This window comes from Enterococcus sp. S53 (genome assembly GCF_016516865.1).
GTDB lineage: Bacteria > Bacillota > Bacilli > Lactobacillales > Enterococcaceae > Enterococcus_D > Enterococcus_D innesii.
Map to the genome: position 1 here is coordinate 107,072 of NZ_JACVUH010000007.1, position 21,368 is coordinate 128,439.

General features: G+C 37.8%; 20 protein-coding genes. 3 read left to right on the plus strand and 17 right to left on the minus strand.

The features are described 5' to 3' along the window. Positions 1 to 59 precede the first annotated feature (59 nt). The 6 genes from IAE45_RS10780 to IAE45_RS10805 form a co-directional block, all read right to left on the minus strand. Positions 60 to 878 (minus strand): MerR family transcriptional regulator, encoded by an 819-nt coding sequence (locus IAE45_RS10780; protein ID WP_200126153.1) that lies wholly within the window; start codon positions 876 to 878, stop codon positions 60 to 62. A gap of 179 nt (positions 879 to 1,057) precedes the next feature. After that, positions 1,058 to 1,957 (minus strand): DUF7916 family protein, encoded by a 900-nt coding sequence (locus tag IAE45_RS10785; RefSeq protein WP_200126155.1) that lies wholly within the window; start codon positions 1,955 to 1,957, stop codon positions 1,058 to 1,060. Between the two features lies 1 nt (position 1,958). Then, positions 1,959 to 3,239, minus strand: a complete 1,281-nt coding sequence (gene celB / locus IAE45_RS10790) for a PTS cellobiose transporter subunit IIC (RefSeq protein WP_077453683.1) — start codon at positions 3,237 to 3,239, stop codon at positions 1,959 to 1,961. Between the two features lie 709 nt (positions 3,240 to 3,948). Continuing rightward, entirely contained in the window at positions 3,949 to 4,692 is a 744-nt protein-coding gene (locus tag IAE45_RS10795) for a hypothetical protein (RefSeq protein WP_008377866.1), read from the minus strand. A gap of 479 nt (positions 4,693 to 5,171) precedes the next feature. Then, entirely contained in the window at positions 5,172 to 5,507 is a 336-nt protein-coding gene (locus tag IAE45_RS10800; protein WP_034857870.1) for a nucleotide pyrophosphohydrolase, read from the minus strand. After that, positions 5,470 to 7,164, minus strand: coding sequence for a DUF2075 domain-containing protein (locus IAE45_RS10805; RefSeq protein ID WP_200126157.1), 1,695 nt, complete (start codon positions 7,162 to 7,164; stop codon positions 5,470 to 5,472). Before IAE45_RS10805 ends, IAE45_RS10800 begins: the two co-directional genes overlap by 38 nt. An 883-nt stretch (positions 7,165 to 8,047) precedes the next feature. Between IAE45_RS10805 and IAE45_RS10810 the strand changes: the two genes are divergently transcribed. Further along, positions 8,048 to 8,356 (plus strand): hypothetical protein, encoded by a 309-nt coding sequence (locus tag IAE45_RS10810; RefSeq protein ID WP_008377858.1) that lies wholly within the window; start codon positions 8,048 to 8,050, stop codon positions 8,354 to 8,356. An 853-nt stretch (positions 8,357 to 9,209) separates the two neighbouring features. Here IAE45_RS10810 and IAE45_RS10815 read toward each other — a convergent pair. From IAE45_RS10815 to IAE45_RS10845, 7 genes are all read right to left on the minus strand, one after another. Next, a complete protein-coding gene (locus tag IAE45_RS10815; protein WP_200126159.1) occupies positions 9,210 to 9,416 on the minus strand; it encodes a hypothetical protein in 207 nt (68 codons plus the stop codon). Next, a complete protein-coding gene (locus IAE45_RS10820; RefSeq protein WP_200126161.1) occupies positions 9,385 to 11,472 on the minus strand; it encodes a sugar ABC transporter permease in 2,088 nt (695 codons plus the stop codon). The genes IAE45_RS10815 and IAE45_RS10820 overlap by 32 nt, the downstream gene beginning before the upstream one ends. 89 nt (positions 11,473 to 11,561) lie before the next feature. Then, entirely contained in the window at positions 11,562 to 11,942 is a 381-nt protein-coding gene (locus IAE45_RS10825; RefSeq protein WP_200126163.1) for a hypothetical protein, read from the minus strand. Between the two features lie 21 nt (positions 11,943 to 11,963). Beyond that, on the minus strand, positions 11,964 to 13,061 hold the full coding sequence (locus IAE45_RS10830) for a replication initiation factor domain-containing protein (RefSeq protein WP_200126165.1): 1,098 nt from the start codon (positions 13,059 to 13,061) through the stop codon (positions 11,964 to 11,966). Between the two features lie 414 nt (positions 13,062 to 13,475). Further along, positions 13,476 to 14,042 (minus strand): hypothetical protein, encoded by a 567-nt coding sequence (locus IAE45_RS10835; protein WP_200126167.1) that lies wholly within the window; start codon positions 14,040 to 14,042, stop codon positions 13,476 to 13,478. A gap of 92 nt (positions 14,043 to 14,134) precedes the next feature. Continuing rightward, positions 14,135 to 14,464 (minus strand): hypothetical protein, encoded by a 330-nt coding sequence (locus tag IAE45_RS10840; RefSeq protein ID WP_200126169.1) that lies wholly within the window; start codon positions 14,462 to 14,464, stop codon positions 14,135 to 14,137. Positions 14,465 to 14,501: 37 nt separating this feature from the next. Next, positions 14,502 to 14,765 carry a DNA-binding protein gene (locus IAE45_RS10845; protein WP_200126171.1) on the minus strand — a complete coding sequence of 88 codons (264 nt, stop codon included), beginning with the start codon at positions 14,763 to 14,765 and terminating at the stop codon, positions 14,502 to 14,504. Between the two features lie 186 nt (positions 14,766 to 14,951). Between IAE45_RS10845 and IAE45_RS10850 the strand changes: the two genes are divergently transcribed. Together IAE45_RS10850 and IAE45_RS10855 are read left to right on the plus strand one after the other, a co-directional pair. Beyond that, positions 14,952 to 15,614, plus strand: coding sequence for a helix-turn-helix transcriptional regulator (locus tag IAE45_RS10850; RefSeq protein WP_200126173.1), 663 nt, complete (start codon positions 14,952 to 14,954; stop codon positions 15,612 to 15,614). A gap of 50 nt (positions 15,615 to 15,664) precedes the next feature. Then, complete coding sequence (locus IAE45_RS10855) at positions 15,665 to 16,828, plus strand: site-specific integrase (RefSeq protein WP_200126175.1); 1,164 nt, start codon at positions 15,665 to 15,667, stop codon at positions 16,826 to 16,828. A gap of 97 nt (positions 16,829 to 16,925) precedes the next feature. Here IAE45_RS10855 and sufB read toward each other — a convergent pair whose 3' ends face one another. The 4 genes from sufB to sufD are packed head-to-tail and all read right to left on the minus strand — an operon-like array spanning position 16,926 to position 21,364. Next, positions 16,926 to 18,317: a Fe-S cluster assembly protein SufB gene (gene sufB / locus IAE45_RS10860; RefSeq protein ID WP_005232103.1), complete on the minus strand. Its 1,392-nt coding sequence runs from the start codon at positions 18,315 to 18,317 to the stop codon at positions 16,926 to 16,928. A gap of 29 nt (positions 18,318 to 18,346) precedes the next feature. Then, complete coding sequence (gene sufU / locus IAE45_RS10865; protein WP_005232105.1) at positions 18,347 to 18,841, minus strand: Fe-S cluster assembly sulfur transfer protein SufU; 495 nt, start codon at positions 18,839 to 18,841, stop codon at positions 18,347 to 18,349. Beyond that, the gene (locus IAE45_RS10870; protein WP_200126177.1) at positions 18,819 to 20,063 is read right to left on the minus strand and encodes a cysteine desulfurase; all 1,245 of its coding nucleotides are present in this window, start codon (positions 20,061 to 20,063) and stop codon (positions 18,819 to 18,821) included. The genes sufU and IAE45_RS10870 overlap by 23 nt, the downstream gene beginning before the upstream one ends. Further along, a complete protein-coding gene (sufD, locus tag IAE45_RS10875; RefSeq protein ID WP_016619703.1) occupies positions 20,060 to 21,364 on the minus strand; it encodes a Fe-S cluster assembly protein SufD in 1,305 nt (434 codons plus the stop codon). The genes IAE45_RS10870 and sufD overlap by 4 nt, the downstream gene beginning before the upstream one ends. Positions 21,365 to 21,368: the final 4 nt, after the last annotated feature.

Genomic DNA, 21,368 nt, shown 5'->3' on the forward strand with positions numbered 1-21,368 from the left:
TCTCAGAATAGTTCCTGACACAGTGTGAGAGTCAAGAAAAAACAGAAAAAATCTGCTACTCAAAGTTTTATGAGCGGTATTTGTATTTCAGTCAAATAATTACGTTCTTCCTTCTCATTCCAAGGACCGCGATGCACGATTTGCCTGTCTGGTCCGTCCATTTGGTAATAAGGATGTTCTTGTAGCCACTCAGCCAAGGACAAATAGACGTTGGCTATGTTGGAGAATGCACCGTACACCATCGTGCACGCCATAATTGGCACTGCCTCCGTTTCGTAGATGGAAAATACTTTGGAATCTACCTGCAGGCCTGCTTTCACTTGCACACACAATTCAACATCGACATTTTTTTCTTTAAACTCTTGGTCGTGATAAATCGAAAATGATTGTCCGAAATTCTTTATTTTCTGATTTTCCATAAAAGTGGCTAGATCTCTCCACAGTTCCTCTTCAGAAAAATAATTTGGGATGACTTTGCGAAGGGAGAGCACATGATAACTCGGGACTGCTTTCATTGTAACCTGATAATGGCGCTCTGTTCGTTTCTTCGTCAATTCTAATTTAGCCACTTCTAGTTTGATTAGTTTTTGTTTTTCCGCCTCAATAGTCGCCTTAATCTCATCTCGTTTTCTTTCTAATTGTTCTGCAAGGAAGTCCTGCTCTTGGTTTTTCAGCAACACCGCAATTTCTGCTACACTAAAGCCGCTATCACGCAAATAGAGTATTTTATTGAGTTCAGGCAATTGAGCAGCCGAATACAGTCGATAACCAGTAAACGTATCAATCCTATCGGGCTTTAATAGGCCCATCTCATCATAGTAACGTAACATTCTGATACTCACTTGAGAGAGCTTTGAAAATTCACCTATCTTAAACATATGCACCTCCGATAGATTTATTATAAAAACACTTTATCCACACTTCAATGCTACTCACTATAAAAAAACCGAAACAAAGAGTTCACTCTCTGTTTCGGTTTTGCTTCATTATTCAACATTCAACGAAAAATTCTTCTAACAATTCTTGCCTTTCATAGGCATGTGCCGATTTGTTCCACCTATCGGTTCACTGAGACGGCCATTCGGTGATAGGTATGGCGCTTGCCTCTGATGGCGATGGATAGTTGCAAGATGTTCTCGGGATCAGCGGTTCCAGAAAAACCAGCATCTCCGATATGATGAAGGTCGCAGCCGGCACGTTTGCTAGTCAATGCCAAGGCACGGATCGTACCTCTATCTGCACCTTCTTGTGTAGTACCGATGGTGCCCATGACTAACTTCCCTTCTTGGTGGATAAAGGCCACTAGATCACTCATGTGTTGTTCACTCAGACCAGGAATTGTGCCAGCGATGGGTACAAGAATGACATCGGCTCCTGCTTGAATGAATGCAGACGCAATTTCTTCATCTAACACGGGTTCATTGACACCAGCTCCGTGCATTTTTCCAGCAATAATGATCCCAGAGAAAACGGCTCTTGCTTGTTGGATTGCCACTGTGATTTCCTTATTTGAAACGCCAGTGGAAGGATTTCCTGTCAGACAGATAAAATCAAATCCAAGTGCTTCTGCACGAGCCATGTTTTTCTTTGTTGCCAAACGCCCTGTAGCGATAGTTGGCAACTGTTCCATCTGCTCCGCACAATCGTCGACAGGCTCAAGATTGACCCCAACAGGCCGCCCCGTTAAGCATTGCAAAAAGCGAATGGGGTCATCCGTTGTCGGTAATCCTTTGATAGCGCCGTTTTCGCAATCAAATAGATTCAGCAAAATCAAATCCGCCCCAAATGCAGCGACGAATTCAGCATTGGTGATTCCTCTAGACATTGGATCGATTTGGACATCATTTTCTGCTACGATCGTCCGTCCCGCACTTCCTCGGATACTTTCCAATAGCTGCTCTTTATCAAATGATTTAAAATCAGCTGCCGTGCAATTCAGTAATCGTTTTGTCTTCATTTTACGCCCCACTTTCTGAACCGAGTTCACTGGCTAATGTCCGATTATCCAACATTTTGAAGAATGGATAATAGATGGCGATAGAAACCGTCAGATTCACCAGTTGTAAGATTGCCCCCGAAATATGTCCGCCTGTGGCTAAATAACCGCCGATGATTGGCGGCATCGACCATGGTACCAAAACGACGGCAGGTCGGACGATCCCCATGGCAACTGTCGTATAAGAGATGATATAGCAAACGACCGGTGTCAGAATATATGGGAACAAAATCAATGGATTCATGACAACGGGCAACCCAAACATGATGGGTTCATTGACATTAAAAACCGTGGATGGAAATCCGAGTTTCCCCAACTCTTTTAAATACTTGCTTTTACTTCTGACTAAGAGCAAGATCGCCAAGCCCAAAATCACGCCACTCCCGCCAATCCAGACAAAGGTATTCATAAAGGTATAATTGATGATATGCGGAATCGTTTCGCCGTTTTGAAAAGCGATTCGATTTTCATCGATCATTTGAATCCATGTCGGCTGCAGGACGCTCAAGACCAAGTCCCAACCGTGGATGCCCACTGACCAAAACAATGACGTAAACATAATGGCAAACAGACCGCCTATAAAGCCTCCACCAATGATCGATAAAGGTTGTCCCACAAGACTGTACAGCAGATCATGAACATTCGTGTTGCCGAATGATTCCACTAATAAACGAATCACCCAGAAAAGCGAGAGGCAAAAGAATGAGGGGATCAATGCAATAAAGGAGCGACTGACCGCCGGGGGAACGTTTTCTGGCATGCGAATCACGATATTCTTTTGTACGAATAATCGGAAGATCTCCGCCGTGATCAGGCTGGTGATGATTGCTACGATCAGCCCGCGGCTACCAAGATAAGACATTTGAATGCCGCCATCTTCAATCGGAGTGACTAAAAGAAAAACCGACGCTGCCAATACACCGGCAGATAAACCGCTGACGCGGTAAGTGGTTGCTAAACTATACGCAATAGCAAAGGAATTGAACAGCGCCATCACACCAAAGGTCACTTGGACGACAAAGTCTAATTTACTGCGCCATTCCCCGCCAAAAATACTAGTAACAAATAGGTTAAAGCCTTCCCATGGAACGTTGGATAAAATAACAAAAATGGAACCGATAATGATCAAAGGCATCGTGGTGACAAGTCCATCACGGATGGCAACTAGATGCTTTTCACCGCCAATTTTCATTCCCCATGGCAGCATTTTTTCTTCCATAAATTTCTTTAACGAATCCTTCATAAGCTTCCTCCTTAACCTTAAAAGATCGCTGAAAGAGTGCGTTCAGGTATCTTTTCGAAGTGTGAATAGAAACCAAGGCTTGCCACCTTCAAGAACCTAGGATTGAAGTGCTGATTGCCAGAACGCTATTGCTATGAACAACAGTAAGAACGCAAGGCATTGGATTTCTCAACTATGACTGCCTATTTTCCATGCAACTGTTCTCAACTGATTTTCACATCTTTTATTTGCCGCAAACGATCCTGCGCATGAACCGTTTCAAACGACAAAAAAAGGCATTGGACAAGATTGTCCAATGCCTTTGGCATAGCAAAATAAGCGTCCAGCATCCCACGGTTTTTGCCCAAAAACCTGCCTGAATCTACTAGAAATCGACAAGGAAATCGGGTACAATAAACACGTTGATGCCTTTGGCGATCAATTATGGCAACTTGATTGGTCAACTGTCTATAGTGAGTGACTGATCAGGGCCTCGTAAATCTGTTGGCGCAGAGATACGAGGTGCCTATTTTTTTGGTTTCTATTCGCTTACATTCTATAGAATGTTTTTCAGAAAAGCAAGCGAACACGACAATAAAATTGCAAATAATGGTCATAAAATATAAAATCTATTATAATTCGTCGGATTTAAGCATAAAATATTGATTTTTTTGCGTATTTATCAAAAAAGGAGGACCGAATCATCCATGATTCAGTCCTCCTTTTCGCGCTAGACAAATACAAACAAAATTCCAGAGCAGATCGTGCCTACCAATAGCCCACGAATACTGCCTTCCCCTTCATTGGGTAACTCAAATTTGATGATATTCACCAGCAAAGCCCCAGTGATCAAGGCTTCAATGATGACTACCAAATAGTAGGGCAATGATACAAAGAGAGAAAACGCCGCTCCCGCGAAAATACTGAAGGAAAGCACAAAGCGGCCATATTTGTTATAAAGGGCACCATGATGGTGATAGAGCAACCAATCGTTCATGAGAAAGTGCAAACCAAAAGCGATAAAGTAGGTCAAAATGTAGAAACGCTCTGATAGCGTATTGGCAATCACAATATAGCCGATCATAATATTGTAGATCACATGAAAAGCGATATCCGACCAAAAAAAGGCGTTTTTGGCACTAGTGATGTCTTTCTTTTCTAACACCATAAACGTCCGCTCATCGATTTTGTAGATCACGTAACTGAAGACTAAGCCAAACAAAACGATGCCATAGACCCCATGACTATAAAAAATCCCCGAATCCCAGCCAAATTCATCGATCAACACCGTTTGAAAATAAGCCAAATGGGGCAATAGATGAACGATCGCATAGGAGATTCCTACCCCAGCGGCAAAGGAGCTCATGTATTGCACGTTTAGTTTTCTGGATGAGATAACATTTGAAAATAGATGGATGAAGATAAACCCTAAAGTGATCATGCAATTCACAAAATTGTTTGTTAAATACGTCATTGTTTTCTCCTTCTTACATTCCGTTTACAGCATCGTTTAATCGCAATTTTCAATAACAAAGTCTTTTTAATTAGTTATTTTTGGTTATTTCCATGAAATATTCTTGTTTACTATACAGTAAGTGGGCTTGGGGGGCAATAGGTTTTTAGGTTTTTGGGGAGAAATATTTTTGATAGAAAACGGCCTTCATTGTTGCCGATTTTTTACCGATGATCTTGTCTTCATTTTCGGATAGGATAATCTTGTTTTTGCTCTAGCAGATACTAGGTCTAACTTCATTTTTTATCAAAAATTGCGCATATTTGAAGTTAACTTCAAATTTCCGAAAAATTGTAACCAATTTGAAGTTATCTTCAACTTTCTCAATTATGACAGATTTTTGGCGTTCGTAACCAATCGAGATGAATTCAGAAAGCCGTTGCTGCTCCTATTCCATCAAAAAAAGAAGCAAGAACTTGCAGCGTCCTTGCTTCTTTTTATTACAATTCATTATACTTCTTTTTCGAATCTTTACTTTCTTTCACCGGATACTTCATGTTGTTTTTTTCCAGCTTTTCTTTGATGATCTCATCAATATCAAGACCCAAATTGTCTGCCAGCATATAGGAATAAATCAGAACATCGGCAATTTCTTCTTTTAGATGTTCGAAATCTTGAGTGGCTTCTTTAGGTGTTTTCCATTGAAAAATCTCCAACAATTCGGCGGCTTCGATGGAGATAGAAATAGCTAGATCTTTTTCATTATGGAATTGTCGCCAATTGCGATCATCTCGGAATTTATTGATCCGTTCCATTGACGAGGGTTGGTTTTGCATGGTAGGACTGGCTCCTTTCGTTTTGTAGGGTTAAGAGTTTTTGGCGGAGATTGGGATTGATTGCATAGATGTAAAGCCCTTTGATTGCTCGTTTCATTAATACATTCAATGAATTAAGGATGATCGTTTCTTTGGCTTTCTTCGTCAATTCTTGGTTCATATCGTCACGTCCCGTAAACGCCCCTTTGTCCTCATATTTATCGATATCGATGACAAGCTGGTCGGTCTCTGGATCGTAATCAACAGAAGGACCAATGACAACTCCTACATTGTTTAAATCAAAGCCTTGGACGGTGTAGATTGAACCGACTTCACTGATTGTATCTGGTCGCTCCGCCCATGTTCGCTTCGTATCGGTCGTATTCCATGGCAGGTTGATCCCACCAGGATCTACAAGATATGAAGCTCCGTCTTTCTTATGAACATAATCGAATGTTGAGATGATCCGTGACAGACCCTCCTTTTTATCGAGAGAAAAGATTTTATTCTTCAACGCATCATGGGTTTCCATAATCTGAAGCTCAAAAGATGCTGTTGATTCTGGAATCGGTGTTACACGTTTTTCTACGATATCATCGATCCATTGAATTATTTGTGGACTACTTTTCATTCTTAATTGATCTTTTAGCTGAAAGCGAGAAGCATTGTACCTTTTCTGAAACTGATCCAGTTTGTCCTGATCCCAGTAACTTTTGATTTTCAATACTTGCTTCGGATCAAAAATGCAAATCGTGATTTTTGCTCGCTTGATAATCTCTTCTAGTTGGTTTTCATAGTGAAAACTGTTATAGCTGTCTTTCTTCGTTAAAAGCAAATGGGCCTCATCCACAATAACGATGTCTGGACGCAACTTCTGATTATCTGTTTTATTAATAAAGGAAGTTGGCTTTAACATATGATTCTTTTTTAAATTTGGCAGACTTTCTGCCATTGTATGATAGGTTTTTAACATCTCTGAATGGTTGACCAGCAAATAGTTATCGGTGCTTTTTAATACAGACTCTGACTTTGTATAGTCTTGAAGGGTGTTATAGAGAGATGCCAATAGGACGCTCTTTCCCGTTCCAGCTTCTCCTTCAATCATTAAGACTTTTTGTGTTTCATCCTGCTGAATCGCTTGTTTACAGTACTCAATGATTTCAAGTTTTATATCTAACTGTTCTGGCGTCAGTTCTTTAAAAGGAGATAATTTATATACATCTTTGTTGCGAATCGTATCGATTGAGTGCTTCGCCAATTGCCGTCTTTGCAATTCTTCCCATAACTCTTGGAAGACCACTTCATCATAATACTCTTTTTCATAATACTGATGCATCTGCACCTGTCTTGTTTGACTGACGTTTTGTAACTGAAACTGCTCATCCCCAATGAAGTGATTGATCAAATTGGTTTCGATATTGTAGGTCGCTGATTGATTGAATTTTTCATGACCAATCAGCAAGACTTCTTTAATTTCTCTGCGCTTAGAGTTATTCAAGTGCTGCTTCAAGCGTTTGTTCACTTGAACCGTTTGACCAATGTACGCAACAGGTCTTTTCTTTTCATTTCGGTTGTAGAGTATGTAAACGACTGGGTACTGATCGATATATGCCGTCGTTATGCTAGATAGCTCACCTTTCTTGAAATGATGATCTTCTATGATTAGTTGGTTGGTCATATTTTAGAGTCTCCGTTTAGTGTCTATTCCATTAAGGTTATTTATTTTAGTATATCATTGCATATTTTGCTCTTAAAGCATTAAAGACAAAATTGGTAATTTTTTGTTTTAGCAAAATAACCATTATCTAAAAAAATCGCTATTGATTAATCTACTAATTTCGCCCAACGTGCATACTTTGCTAATGATTTAATAGACTAACTTATTATCCTGAAACTCTTTTCAAACGAATCCTCTCTAAGACGTTCTAAAATAAATAGCTGAAAATCCCCTTTGATAATTCATCAAATATCCTCTGTTTAGGATATTTATAAATTGTTTAGTAAATCAAAAAAATATTTTTCAATATTAAAATAAATAAATATTTTATAATTTTAATTTGACTAAATCATTCAATATGCGATAATCATTTACGAAAGGATGATTTGATGAACCATACAGTTACCAGCCTAAGATATCTACGGATCGCTCAAATTTCTTTGTTAACATACTATATTTATTTAGCCGTCCATGACAATATTTTCGAAGCAATTCCATTACTGTTAATCAGTGGTATTTTAGATCTCGTGTACCCGCCAGACTACGCAAACCAGTCATTTTGGTTCCCTTATAAAAAGAAAACAATATTTTTAAAAAGCAACAATTTGTTTCTGGAAAGAGCTCTAGAAATCTTAACCACAATTGTTCTTGGTATTTTCCTATCTCTTGTTTTTTAAAGGAACAACTTGTGATTGTTGGTTCCCTTCTACCCAACAACTGAATTATTTTTCTATTGCTCACTATTTTATCCATTTGTCTATTAAAATGGATTTATTAAATGAATAACGAATCCTTGACTGTTGAGATGACGCTAGTATTTAATCGAATGGAAAGGTGATTTTTTATGAAAAGAATTTGTTTTGTCTTAGTTTTGAGCAATGGATTATCTTACACACCATTAACTCCAGGTGTTCTTTATCAAAGAGACACAAGCCTCAAAGACTATTTTTCACCGTTTTACGACGTTTCAATCAATTATCTGAGAGATAAAGATACTGTTGATTACTTGGTCCTTCCTGAGCCATTCGCTCCTTTTGATAATGAAAATAACCTCCCCATCATAAAAGTTCCTTCTAAATTTTTTCTGACTAAAGATTTTGAAAAAATTAAGGATTACATTGATGACTACTTTAAAGAAAACGATGCTAAGTAATACTAATCTTCGATCGTTTTAAGCTCTTACTGATTGATACCGTTATCAATCAGTTTTTTCGTCGGATTGTCAACTTATTTTGGGACGAGAAAACAGTCCGAATATTCTAAATTTATTCTTTTGCGATAAAATTATTCCAATATAGATAATAAGGTAATATTTATTTGGTAGCTCTCAATTATTCTTATACTTAGCTGAGGGCATCACTTGCTTGACCAAAAAATTCAATGATCGAATACGGGCTAACGGTTTTAATTTAACTTAAAGGGGTTTTAGTTTTGACAGACGAAAGATGGTTCCAAATAAGAAAAAGACGAAAGATAGAATTATATGTTTGTCTTTTAGTCGTTTTCCCAATGGTCTATGGGCTATGGTTCAACATAGTTTTTCTTGTACAATATACTGCACTACTTTTTTGTATCGCAGTTTTAACAGCAATTTATGAACTCGGAAAACTATTAATTGATAAAACTCTAAGAAAAAGGTAGTAATGTTCAATCTATATTTTGTAGGTTGGACATTACTACCTTTTTCTTGAAGGAATTTAATAACAATAAGCCTAAAGAAGATACAAAAAGGAGCACTCCTTAGAGTACTCCTTTTTCATTATTTTATGGAAGACAGTAACATACTAATCAAGTCAATGAAGCTTTGAATGTAATAGTGTACCCCTATTACCCCACAGACCCTTCCATTTGAGAATCTAATTTTCAATTTTATACTATTGTTGATATATCAACGTTTCACCATCCTTAAATCATATTTTAATATCACTAAAAATCAATAAATATCAACTCAATGGCATTCAATATGGCATTCAAAAATAAACCGCGTGGGGCGTTTAAAATGTCTACTAAGAAAGTGATTTTTCTAAGAACTCAATAACATTTTTATCCTGATAATTGAAATGATCTACAAAATCCTTCAATGTCCCTGTTTTTTTATTTTTATCAACTGGAGTTCCTAAATAATGGTATGTTATTCCATCTTTGTTTTTAGCTTTATAAAAGTATACAACATCAGATTCATCAATCAATCCGCTTATCATTATTTCCTTCATAATTAAACACTTCTTTCTCACCTAATTCATAGCTACTACTAATTATATCATGGCTTTTATCAGATAATTCAAGTATCTTATCATAATTACCTGAAACCAAATTATTTACTGTTAAATCAGGAACAGAACCATTTTTTTCAAAAGAATTCTCGTATTCTTGTACATTCGACTTAATTTCATCATCAGCTTCTCTTTGACTAAAACTGAATTCTTCAGACAGTAAATAATTGGCATTTTCTTCAATCGATTGAGAACTCTGAATACTTTTTGGCGAGAAAATCATAAATCTATCTCTTCTATCCAAATCATTACTTTCTCCTTTACCATCTACAATACCATCAGAATTCTCTTCATAATAAACATTATTTTCTTCAATCTGTTTTGTAATATCAGTATCAAAATCAACATCTTTTAAGATTTTTCCTTCGACACTATTCAGGGAATCAGCTATATTATCAAGCTTTCCTTCCGTACCTCTATTGTCAGTTGCAGCAAAATTAGTCATAGTAGGAATATCGCTTTCTGTATTAAGTGTTCCTTCGTTTTGAATGATATTATTTTCTTTTCGATCTTCATTTTTTATTATCCTATTTGTATTTGGAATGCTTTTATCACTAATGAAATCATTTGCATTATCAAATTTTCTTTGTTGCCGATCGTCATAAATATCCCAGGCATTATTTTTCATATAATCCGCTGGTTTTTGTAATAACTTTTCACTACTACTGCCCAAAGGTACTCCTACTGTTGCTAAACCAGCAACATCTCCTGCAAACTTTGCTCCCTGACCAACTTTTTCTTTAACTGGCCTAGTAACTTTTTGAAGTATTCCTTTGTCCATAGACGTAACTACGCCGCCAGTAACAACATAGATAAGCTTGTCTTTATTTTTCCATATTAATGTTATAGCGATACATATAGAGCCGATTTGCAACATATAACTTGAAATTCCGGTAGTTGGAATAGTGCTTCTGATCACATCTATTATTGAAACTAAAACTAAGAAAAATATCCCGATCAATACTCGAATACCAAATGCTCCTAGTAATATTTGCATAGTTTTCCAAAATGCCTGACGAAATTTAGGTATTAGGCTTAAAAATGCTGATAATCCAACAAAGCCTGATACTAAAAGAGCGACAACTTCTACTAGAAAATTCAAAAATTGTATTCCTAATAAAGGAATTCCTAATGCTATTGTCATAATAGGCGATAAAAAACTAACAGTAAATTTCCATCCAGCTTTAGATGGCTGTAAAAACTGATTACTTTTTGCAGCCTCATTCACTTTTTCAATATTATCCTTTAGCTTTTTCTCAGTTGGTTCCCCTGTAAATAGAAACTCAGTACTTTTTCTTGGTTCTTCAGGAGTATTAATTTTTGTAGTTTTACCATAATTTATTAAATAGTAAGGTTCTTTTACTCCTAAATCAAATAGCGTATTCTGAATAGAAATAAGCGAATTTTTCTCAGACCCATTTTTATCCATAGAATTAGATTGAATCATAGTAGTTTGTATTTCATTAGAAATGTTATTAAACCACTTAACTAGGTCATTTCCCTTATAGTTCCACCCAAAAGCGAATATTATAACCACCGAAAAAGATACGAATTGACTCATTGCCCGCTGTGGACTTTTAGCAAAATATAAATAAAAAATATACACTGCCATGATCACTAATATTGTCAGTCCAAATTGTCCATATAAGGTATCAAACATATTACTTGAATAACGAGTAAAGGTAGATACGTTATCTTGTAATACGCCCGATTTGCCAAATAAATTAATGCCATATTTAAAGACAGAATATATAATCTTGTTAAACTCAAAAAAAAGATTTGCTCCACTGTTTACCCATTCGCCTGTATCTAAGCTAAAAACCGACTCCCACGCATTTTTGGTAGCCATCTGACTACTATATGAATCAAGATTGTAAGTACCACTTTGATCTACTGCAGGAGTATCTGCAATTGGTGTCTGTTCGGCATAAGCAGAAACGTTACAAAAAATAAAACTCATTATTAATAAAAATACTAATATAAATTTTCTTTTCATATTCTAAATCTAACATCTCCTAAAACAAAAAGTGTCTTTAGGAAAAATATTTATTTCTAAATTCAACCTAAAGACAAATTTTCTATATATTATTTATTCTCGAACAATTCAATTCTATCTGCTTTATAATAAATAACTTTTTGAGCCATTGTCACAGCTAGATTGGCAAATCGACATTTTACAGAATCTAATTTCATTATCTCTTCATTGGAAATCACTTTGTCCATACCATCTATTGAAATTTGAGTTGATTTTTTCCGATATTTTCCTTCCAAAATTGTGACATTGTATTTATAACCTATAATTTCATCTGTTTGGAACTTTCTGGGTCTACCATCTTTATCCATGATAGTTTCCCCATCTGAATCTTTCCTTTCCTCAGTCGCAAATTTTGGTAGTACCTCGTCCAATTCAAATTTTGTTCCAATATCTGTTAAATCAAAATCTCTTATTTCTAACATTTTAGCCATACTGAAAAATTCCTCTCGTTTCTAATATTTTTGTTTTTCATAGATATAGGGGATAAGATCCGTTCTATTCTCTTTACTAACAAAATCAATCATTTTTTCGACCATTTCTGTAGACCATCTACATTCTTGTTTGAAATCAGTCAAATTAAAATCCAAATCTACACCATTTTCTATTAAAAAGAAAATCGCTTGCGTTACTGCTAAACCACCTTGATACTGATACCAATTCAAGGTTCGTTCAAAATTACTTACGTCATAACTCTTTCTTAAAATCGGTTCAATACTTGGTTTTAAATACTCTTGCCACCATCTACAAATTTTTTCACATGAAGAATCAGAATAAAAAGATATTTCATTTTTTATAAAACCTCTTATTAAATTTGATAATGGCATATCTTTTGGTAGGTAAGCTATAGATTGAAACAGACTATCTGCTTTGTCTTTTCTTATCTCCGCTTCAAGTCTTGTTAGTGGCGCATTACTCATTATTTGCTCAACCTTTTCAGGATCCAATCCTTTACTCATCTCTTTTGATTTTTCATAGAACCTGAATAAGCATTCCGAACCGCCTGACCCTATTTGCTGAGTTTTCGCCCTTTCTTTTTTTGTAAACTCACTATCATATACTTGATCACTTCTACCACGCGAATAATAAGATTTTTTTTGAACCTTTCTAATAATAGTGTCTACCGTAAAGTATGGTGGTTTGTTGTAATCGTCTAAAGCCAAATCAATTCGGGTTACTGTAAACTTACAACTTGTATCGATTGAATTTGAAATAATTCTCCAAGCTAGTTCTTGAAATACATTGTTTGGACTATTACCCGATCTATTTGCGAATTCATACATAGTGCAAGCTTGACCTGACATTACTAATGTACCTCTGTAAAAAGATTTTGTTTCATCATCGAATGTATAGTATTTTATTGATCCACAACTATAAATCACATCATATTCTTCATGCTTCAATGTACCAGCTTTTTTTGAAACACTGTCTAATGTGATTCCTAGTATAGTGGTGAACAATTCTTCCCATGATATATTTTGAAATATTATTTGTAGCCAATCTACTTTTCCTATAACATTCGAAGACGATAACACTCGACCATTATTTGACATTTTTCACCTCAATATCGGCAATTCTTGCCTCAATTTCACTTAAAAAAATTTGCAAATTTTGCAAGTTTTATTTCTTTTGAAAAAAGCTGATAAATCAACGTTTTAATCACTATTTTTGTGGTCAATTCATTTAATTTTTGTCGTTCCGAGGGTGCTGTTAGAGGGACACCCTCGACTTTTTCTTTTACAGAGACATAAGAATGAATCAACTTTGTGCGCACAGCGCACTCGCCTGCACGGCAGGCGACCAATCACTATCGTGACCCAGGGCGCCTGTGGGGCGCCCTGGGAGGTGCAGTCGCTTCATTCTTTTTAATACCCGTCTCTGATAAGAAACCGTTCTAAGGTCCTTTTAAACACATATTAATACAACAAACTTAATTACAAATTTAAATAAACCAAAATTGAAATAATTTACACAGCAATTTCAGACATAATTCCTAAAATTCGAAAAATCTTTTTTAGTTCAGAGGACTTCTTAACTACATCAATTTGATTTTTTTCAAAATTCTCATTGTCATCAAATTTTAAATCATCTTCTTCACATAGAGAATCATCTTCGAATAAATCAACAATTCTTGTTTTTTCATTAGCCAACTCACTACAGTCTATGTTTTCTCTTTCAAACGTGGAGATTTTGTGTGAACGGAATTTCGAATGCAGCGATAACTTCTTTTTTCTTTTTAATCTTTCAGAAGATCTAATTATCCATTGCATCCATTCTTCGTCTGAGAACTCTTTGAATTCTTTATATTTTTTCAGCAGTGCTGATTGCATTTCATGATAGTTTATAGTGTCATATTTTCTATCTTCTTGAACAGTTAAATACTCTTTCGTGAGTTCATACTCCCATTTGTAATACAACGGATTGATTAACGACTTCGCTAAGTCAATACCATCTTCAACAAAGAAATAATTTGCCTTAAAAACAGATAAAACAGATAGCTCTTCGCAATAATTCTGAATATACTCATTAGACATGACAATCCTCCATAATTATTGGAAAATCTCAAAAAAAATGTTAATATTAATTGTATGTTTTTTTCTTAGAGACTTTCCTAGTTTATTACTGGTTAGTCTCTTTTTTTCGTTGGCGTGGCTTTTTCAGCATATCCTTTCACCTGAAGTATTCCATTTTCAATCACTAAATGTAAATTTAGATTCTCAAACGATACTTTTCTATACCTACTGGTTTTTTCACACAAATAAAAAGGTGCTGGTTTCTGAAAAGGAACTCGAATTTTGGCTTTTTCAAAATCAGCATTTTCTAAAACTACAGTATATTCTGTGCCACATTCCCCTACTTCCTCTTGATAATTAAAATTTTGATATTCTTCAACTCTAATTACTGGATATTCATCTTGTAGCACTGTTTCTTTTACATCAACAAATTTTAGAATCATTATCTCTCCTGCTTTCTATGCATTTTTGCGCCCCACGCTATTTTTGTTGCGATAGTAACCAACTCTCAATTGAAGACTTTGAATAAAGCGGTGTACCAGTTTCTAAACGAATTTCAGGACATCCATGTGCAACCCACATTTTAAGAGTTGTCACACTTATATCAAAGTAATCCGCACAGTGCTTTTGTTTAACAACATCACGCTCTTTCTTTACATCATCAAGCGCACGTTGAATTAAGGTAAAGGATTTATCATATATTTCTTTTTCCCATACAGATAACTTTCCCTCTATTGTAGTCAATTATTCCCCTCCTATAATGTACATTTTAAAAACCATATGTTTATTTTATCAACCACATGTATAGATTAACAAAAGCTTTTATAAACGTCAATAAGAAATTAAAATATATTTTTGATTATTAAAACAACCAATAATTATTGCATAATATCCACACATTCTATAATATTGAAATGAGGTGATTTATATATGATTGAAAATTTTGGAATAAACGTTGCTCGCCTGAGAAAAAAATTTGGTTATTCTCAGGATGAACTAGCAAACATAATTAGAGTTAACAGACAAACCATATCAAAAATTGAAAGGGGAACTGGTAACCCTAATCTCGAGACAATCGAAAAAATAAGTGAAGTGTTTAAAGCTACGCCAACTCAATTATTTGGTTCAGAGAAAGAAATTGCTTTGTCTGATACTCCAGCTATCCTAAATAAAATTGATGAATATGACGAAAAGTTAAAAGCTATTTTACATGCAGAATATTTTATCAATCAAATGCGAGAATACAATAATTCAACGTTAGATCGAGATAGTTTAAATGCTATAAATGCAGTTTTCGAACTTTCTGATGCCATTAAGACAATTAGTAATTTTTACTTTGAATCTAATGATCCTTATAAAGGATATGAACCAATTTTTGAAATTGCTGATGCCATTAAGACAATTAATAATTTTTATTTTGAATCTGATGATCCTTATAAAGGATATGAACCAATTTTTGAAATTGCTGATGCCATTGACTTAGTTAACAAATTTGATTCTGTTGACTCTAATGATCTTTATAAACGGTATAAATCAATTCTTGAAATTGCCGATGCCATCAAAACTATTAACAATAAAGAAAATAAAAAGTAATTCTTATAAAAATCCTCATTTTGCGCCCCACGCAATTAATGGAGGAAATCATGGCAACATTTAAACAATACGAAAAGAAAAATGGCGGTAAAGCATGGAAATTTCAAGCTTACTTAGGAATAAATTCTTTAACAGGGAAGCCTGTTAAAACTACTAGAAGAAATTTCAGAACGAAAAAAGAAGCCCAGTTAGAATTATCTAGGCTTCAAGTGGAATTCAAAAAGAATAACGGTTTATTAAAAAAAGAGTCTGCAATTACATTTAAAGAGTTGTATCTCTTATGGTTAGAACAATATAGATTGCGTGTTAAACCTTCTACAGTGGCAACTTCAAAAAGGTTTATAGAGGACTATGCTTTGTGTCATTTTGAAAATATGGAAGTTAAAAATATTAGCGTTATATATTGCCAGAGAATCGTAAATTTATGGCATGAAAAATATAAACAGTATCCTTATTTTAGAAAGGCAGTAGGACAGGTTTTACAATTCGGTGTTCAAATGGAAATGATTGATAGTAATCCAATGAGAAAAACTATCTTGCCTAGAAAAAAAGAAGTTGAACAATTTCCTAATTTTTACAGCAAAGAAGAATTAGAAACATTTTTTAATTGTCTAGACCACCATATTTCAGAATCCGGAAGAACAAGTACAAAATTGCTTGCCTTTTTCAGACTACTAGCCTTCACTGGTATGAGAAAATCAGAAGCTCTTGCACTTCAATGGACTGACATTGATATTTTTAAGAATCAACTTACAATTGGAAAAACTATAGCGTTAGACGAATTTGGCGAGATTATTGTTCAAGAACCTAAAACTAAAAGTTCTCAACGTACTATAAAACTAGATAAAGAAACAGTTCGAATTTTAGATCAATGGAGAACAAATCAAAAGAAATGGTACTTGGAACGCGGTTTCAATACTTTGAATCAAGAGCAATTTCTATTTACAAATAAATTTAACAGTCTTTATTATCCGCAGGCTCCTAATGATTGGCTTTACAATATTCTCGAAAAATATAATTTACCCAAAATTACATTGCACGGTTTTCGACACACTCACGCAAGTTTGTTATTCGAATCAGGTGCAAATTTTGCCGAAGTAAAAGAACGATTAGGACATAAAGATATAAAAACTACAATGAATATCTATACTCATGTCACACCTGAAAAAATACAAGAAACTGGCGAACGTTTTGCCAACTATGTCAATTTTTAAAAAATGGCATTCAAAATGGCATTCAATTTCATTTTAAGCACTAAAAATAAATCCAGAATCGCTTATATATCAACGATTCTGGAGCGTGATTTTCTAGTTACCCTACTGACCCTTCCATCTCATAACTAATCAACCGGTTCAATTCGACTGCGTATTCCATCGGTAATTCTTTGGTGAATGGTTCGACGAATCCCATAACGATCATTTCGGTTGCTTCGCTTTCGGAGAGGCCACGACTCATTAGGTAGTACAGTTGTTCTTCTGAGATTTTGGAGACTTTGGCTTCGTGTTCTAGGGACACTTGGCTGTTGTGGATCTCATTGAATGGGATGGTATCGGATTTCGATAGGTCATCCATGATGATGGTGTCACACTCGATATGGGAGATAGAACCTGCGCTCTTCTTGCCGAAGGTGACTTGTCCACGGTAGTTTACTGCACCGCCGTCTTTAGAAATTGATTTTGAGACGATGGAGCTGGAGGTGTTTGGTGCATTGTGGATCATTTTTGCACCAGTATCTTGGATTTGGTTGGCACCTGCAAAGGCAATGGAAAGCATCGTGCCCCGTGCGCCTTTACCATCAAGATACACACTTGGGTATTTCATGGTTGTTTTGGCTCCTAGGTTGCCATCGATCCATTCAACGGTAGCACCTTCTAAGGCTTTGGCCCGTTTGGTTACTAGGTTATAGACGTTGTCTGACCAGTTTTGAATGGTGGTGTAGCGGCAGTAAGCGTCTTTTAGGGTGAAAATTTCAACGATGGCTGCGTGCAAACTATTGCTTGAATAGGTTGGGGCGGTACAGCCTTCAACATAATGGACGCTGGCGCCTTCGTCAACGATGATCAATGTTCGTTCGAACTGACCGGTATTTTCGGCATTGATCCGGAAATAGGTCTGTAATGGCACATCGACACGAACGCCTTTTGGTACATAGATAAAGGTACCACCTGACCAAACGGCTGAGTTTAAAGCAGCAAGCTTGTTATCGGTTGGTGGGACTAATTTTGAGAAGTATTGTTTGAACAGCTCAGGGTATTCCTTCAAGGCTGAATCGGTATCGGTAAAGACGATGCCAAGTTTTTCAAACTCTTCTTTCATGTTGTGGTAAACGACTTCTGATTCATATTGGGCAGAAGCGCCAGCCAGGTATGCCCGCTCGGCTTCTGGAATACCGATGCGCTCAAAGGTCTCTTTGATTTTTTCTGGTACGTCATCCCAATCACGGGCAGGACGATCACTTGGTTTTTGGTAATATTTGATGGCATCAAAATCGATGTCAGACAGGTCTGGGCCCCAGTTTTGCATGGGCATCTTGTTGAAGGCTTCAAGAGACTTCAAACGGAACTCAAGCATCCATTCTGGCTCTTGCTTGACCCGTGAGATTTCACGGACGATGTCTTCGGTCAATCCTTCGCCGGTACTAAAAACAGGCTGCACGTCATCGTGGAAGCCAAATTTATATTCTTCTAATTCGGGTACACCCATGGTTCTCACTCCTTTTGTAGTGCGGTTGTCTATTCGCTGGTTTCTTCAGTGTCAGATTCATTGGCGTGGCTGTGACTGACAGATGCTTGTGTACTGTCGGCAGCAATGGCTTTTTCTAATGCTTTCCAAGCTAAGGTCGCACACTTGATGCGTGCAGGAAACTTCGCCACACCCCCAAGCATGGAAGCATCGCCTAAGCGATCGCTTTGGGGAATGTCGTTTCCTTGGACGAGCTCAGAAAACAAGCCTGAAAGTTCACCAGCTTCGGCTAGTGTCTTACCGATAATCGCATCCCCCATCATGGATGCACTGGCGGTACTGATGGAACAGCCTTCGCCAGTAAACGCGATGTCTTTGATGGTGTCTCCTTCGACAGCGAGCTCCAAGTGGATCACGTCGCCACAGGTAGGGTTATTCAATTCGACTTTGTACGTTGAATCATCCAAGGTGCCCCGATGATGTGGGTGGCTGGAATGATCCAGAATGACTTGTCGATACAAATTATCTAATTTCGTTAGTGCCATGTTGGAAAAACTCCTTCGTCAGCTTGATGGCGTCAACCAGTCGATCGGCGTCCTCTCTTGTATTATACAGGTAAAAGCTGGCCCGTGCAGTCGCTGGGACTTGCAAATAGGTCAAGAGGGGTTGGGCACAATGATGACCTGCCCGTACCGCGATGCCTTCCATGTCTAAAGCGGTAGCAACATCATGAGGATGGATACCAGCTAGATTAAAGGCGATCACTCCCGTGCGTTTTGCTGCTTCTTGGGGACCATAGATGGTCAAGCCTTCAATGGCTTGCAGTTTTGGCAAAACGTAGGCAGCTAAGTCTGCTTCATGGGCGTGGATGTTCTCTAAGCCGATTTCTGTTAAGTAATCGACCGCTGCACCTAAGCCGATCGCACCAGCAATATTTGGTGTACCAGCTTCAAATTTCCACGGCAGCTCTTTCCACGTGCTTTCTTGCAGATGGACAAAATCGATCATTTCACCGCCAAATTCGACGGGCTCCATTTGATCCAGCCATTGCCGTTTGCCGTACAAGACACCGATACCAGTTGGTCCGCACATTTTATGGCCAGAAAAGGCATAGAAGTCACAATCCAGTGCTTGGACATCAACTGCCATATGTGGAACAGCCTGAGCACCATCCACTACCATGACGGCTTGGTGCTGATGCGCCAATTTGGTTAGCTCTGCAATCGGATTGATCACGCCTAAAACATTGGAAACGTGAGCGATCGAAACGATGGCGGTTTTGTCTGTGATCTGTTTCTTGGCATCTTCCATGTCCAAGGTGCCTTCTGGTGTCAACTGGATATATTTCAAGGTAGCTTTTTTCCGAGCAGCTAATTGCTGCCAAGGGATGATATTGGAGTGATGTTCCATATAAGAAATCACGATTTCATCGCCTTCATTGACAAAACGGTCGCCGTAGCTGCGGGAGACCCAATTTAAACCAGTGGTCGTCCCGCGAGTAAACAGCACTTCCGCCGTCTCATTCGCATGGATAAAACGGCGAACTTTTTCTCGTGCGCCTTCATAGGAATGGGTCGCCCGTTCTGCGAGGGTATGGACCCCACGATGAACGTTGGCATTGTCTTGATGGTAATAATCGGTGATCGCCTGCAGCACCGCCTCTGGTTTTTGCGTAGTGGCGGCATTGTCGAGGTAGATCAATGGTTCGTCATTTACGAGCTGATCCAAGATGGGAAACGCTTGTTTCACTTTTTGGGCATCGATCATGCGAGCAACTTCCCTTCGATAACGGCAACCAATTCTTGTTGCACTTCTTTGACTGGGATCGCGGTCAAGACGGATCCTAAGAAACCACGAATCACCAAACGTTCCGCTTCTTCTTTGCGCAACCCACGACTCATCAAGTAGTACATTTCTTCTGGATCGACCCGTCCCACACTGGCTGCGTGTCCGGCTGTTACTTCGTGCTCATCGATCAAAAGGATTGGGTTAGCATCGCCACGGGCTTGGTCTGAAAGCATTAGGACACGGCTTTCTTGTTGCGCGTCCGCTCCTTTGGCTCCTTTTAAAATGTGTCCGATACCGTTAAAGGTTAAGACGCCGCGTTCTCTGATAACGCCGTGTTGCAGGATATGACCAATGGAATGCGGTGCTTTATTGGTGACGCGGGTATCGATCCCTTGTGTTTGGCGTCCAGCACTGATTGCGACCGCTTTGACTTCCGAATGCGCGCCTTCGCCTACAAGATCAGAATCAAAGTCTGCCACGACGTCGCCGTCATTCATGACTCCGATCGCCCAATCTACCATCGCATCTCGTAATACGTAGCCGCGACGATTCATGTACGTAGTAATGTTGACACCTAACTGATCAATCGCAGAGAATTTGACCTTCGCGCCTGCTTTGGCAATTACTTCCACTACGATATTGCCTGACAGTTTTTTCGCTTGGTCGCCTTTGGTTTGGAAACGTTCCAAGTAGCTGAACTCACTGTGTTCATCGGCAACGATCAAAATGTGTTTGAAGAAATGCGCTTGGCTATTGCCATTGTGGTAGAAAATCGCTTCAAGGGGTTCTTCGATCACCACGTTTTTTGGTACATACAAGAACATGCCGCTATTCATAAACGCCGCATGTGCTGCGGTCATTTTGTCTTCGTCCATTGGCACTGCTTTGGTCATGTAGTATTGATTGACCAACTCTGGTACTTCTTTCATTGCTGTAAACAAGTCGGTAAAGATCACGCCTTTGTCGATCAGCTCTTGCGGTAATTGCTCAAAGATGGTGGTATCATCGAACTGAACGAGGGTCGGATGGTTATCCATCGCGTCAAAGGCGGGAACTGCGCCTGCCACTTCTTCTTCTGACAAAGCGTACTCACCAGCAAGTGCTTGTTCGTCGATATTGAACAATGGCCAACGCTCGTAACGCACCCGCTCGATTTTTGGAAACGCAAGTTCATCCACTTTCGCAAGGGCTGCTTGGCGTAATTCCAACATCCATTCAGGCTCTTCTTTTAACGCTGAAAAAACGTTGACTTGTTCAAGATAATCCTGTAATTTTGCCATTTAC

Coding starts and splice junctions, on each gene's coding strand:
- IAE45_RS10815 (WP_200126159.1), bottom strand. CDS start 9,416: ATGAAGGAAATAATGATAAGCGGATTGATTGATGAATCTGATGTTGTA.
- IAE45_RS10870 (WP_200126177.1), bottom strand. CDS start 20,063: ATGATCGATGCCCAAAAAGTGAAACAAGCGTTTCCCATCTTGGATCAG.
- IAE45_RS10800 (WP_034857870.1), bottom strand. CDS start 5,507: ATGCAAAACCAACCCTCGTCAATGGAACGGATCAATAAATTCCGAGAT.
- IAE45_RS10850 (WP_200126173.1), top strand. CDS start 14,952: ATGATTGAAAATTTTGGAATAAACGTTGCTCGCCTGAGAAAAAAATTT.
- IAE45_RS10825 (WP_200126163.1), bottom strand. CDS start 11,942: ATGGCTAAAATGTTAGAAATAAGAGATTTTGATTTAACAGATATTGGA.
- IAE45_RS10810 (WP_008377858.1), top strand. CDS start 8,048: ATGAAAAGAATTTGTTTTGTCTTAGTTTTGAGCAATGGATTATCTTAC.
- IAE45_RS10795 (WP_008377866.1), bottom strand. CDS start 4,692: ATGACGTATTTAACAAACAATTTTGTGAATTGCATGATCACTTTAGGG.
- IAE45_RS10840 (WP_200126169.1), bottom strand. CDS start 14,464: ATGATTCTAAAATTTGTTGATGTAAAAGAAACAGTGCTACAAGATGAA.
- IAE45_RS10835 (WP_200126167.1), bottom strand. CDS start 14,042: ATGTCTAATGAGTATATTCAGAATTATTGCGAAGAGCTATCTGTTTTA.
- IAE45_RS10805 (WP_200126157.1), bottom strand. CDS start 7,164: ATGACCAACCAACTAATCATAGAAGATCATCATTTCAAGAAAGGTGAG.
- sufD (WP_016619703.1), bottom strand. CDS start 21,364: ATGGCAAAATTACAGGATTATCTTGAACAAGTCAACGTTTTTTCAGCG.
- IAE45_RS10785 (WP_200126155.1), bottom strand. CDS start 1,957: ATGAAGACAAAACGATTACTGAATTGCACGGCAGCTGATTTTAAATCA.
- celB (WP_077453683.1), bottom strand. CDS start 3,239: ATGAAGGATTCGTTAAAGAAATTTATGGAAGAAAAAATGCTGCCATGG.
- sufU (WP_005232105.1), bottom strand. CDS start 18,841: ATGGCACTAACGAAATTAGATAATTTGTATCGACAAGTCATTCTGGAT.
- IAE45_RS10855 (WP_200126175.1), top strand. CDS start 15,665: ATGGCAACATTTAAACAATACGAAAAGAAAAATGGCGGTAAAGCATGG.
- IAE45_RS10820 (WP_200126161.1), bottom strand. CDS start 11,472: ATGAAAAGAAAATTTATATTAGTATTTTTATTAATAATGAGTTTTATT.
- sufB (WP_005232103.1), bottom strand. CDS start 18,317: ATGGGTGTACCCGAATTAGAAGAATATAAATTTGGCTTCCACGATGAC.
- IAE45_RS10830 (WP_200126165.1), bottom strand. CDS start 13,061: ATGTCAAATAATGGTCGAGTGTTATCGTCTTCGAATGTTATAGGAAAA.
- IAE45_RS10780 (WP_200126153.1), bottom strand. CDS start 878: ATGTTTAAGATAGGTGAATTTTCAAAGCTCTCTCAAGTGAGTATCAGA.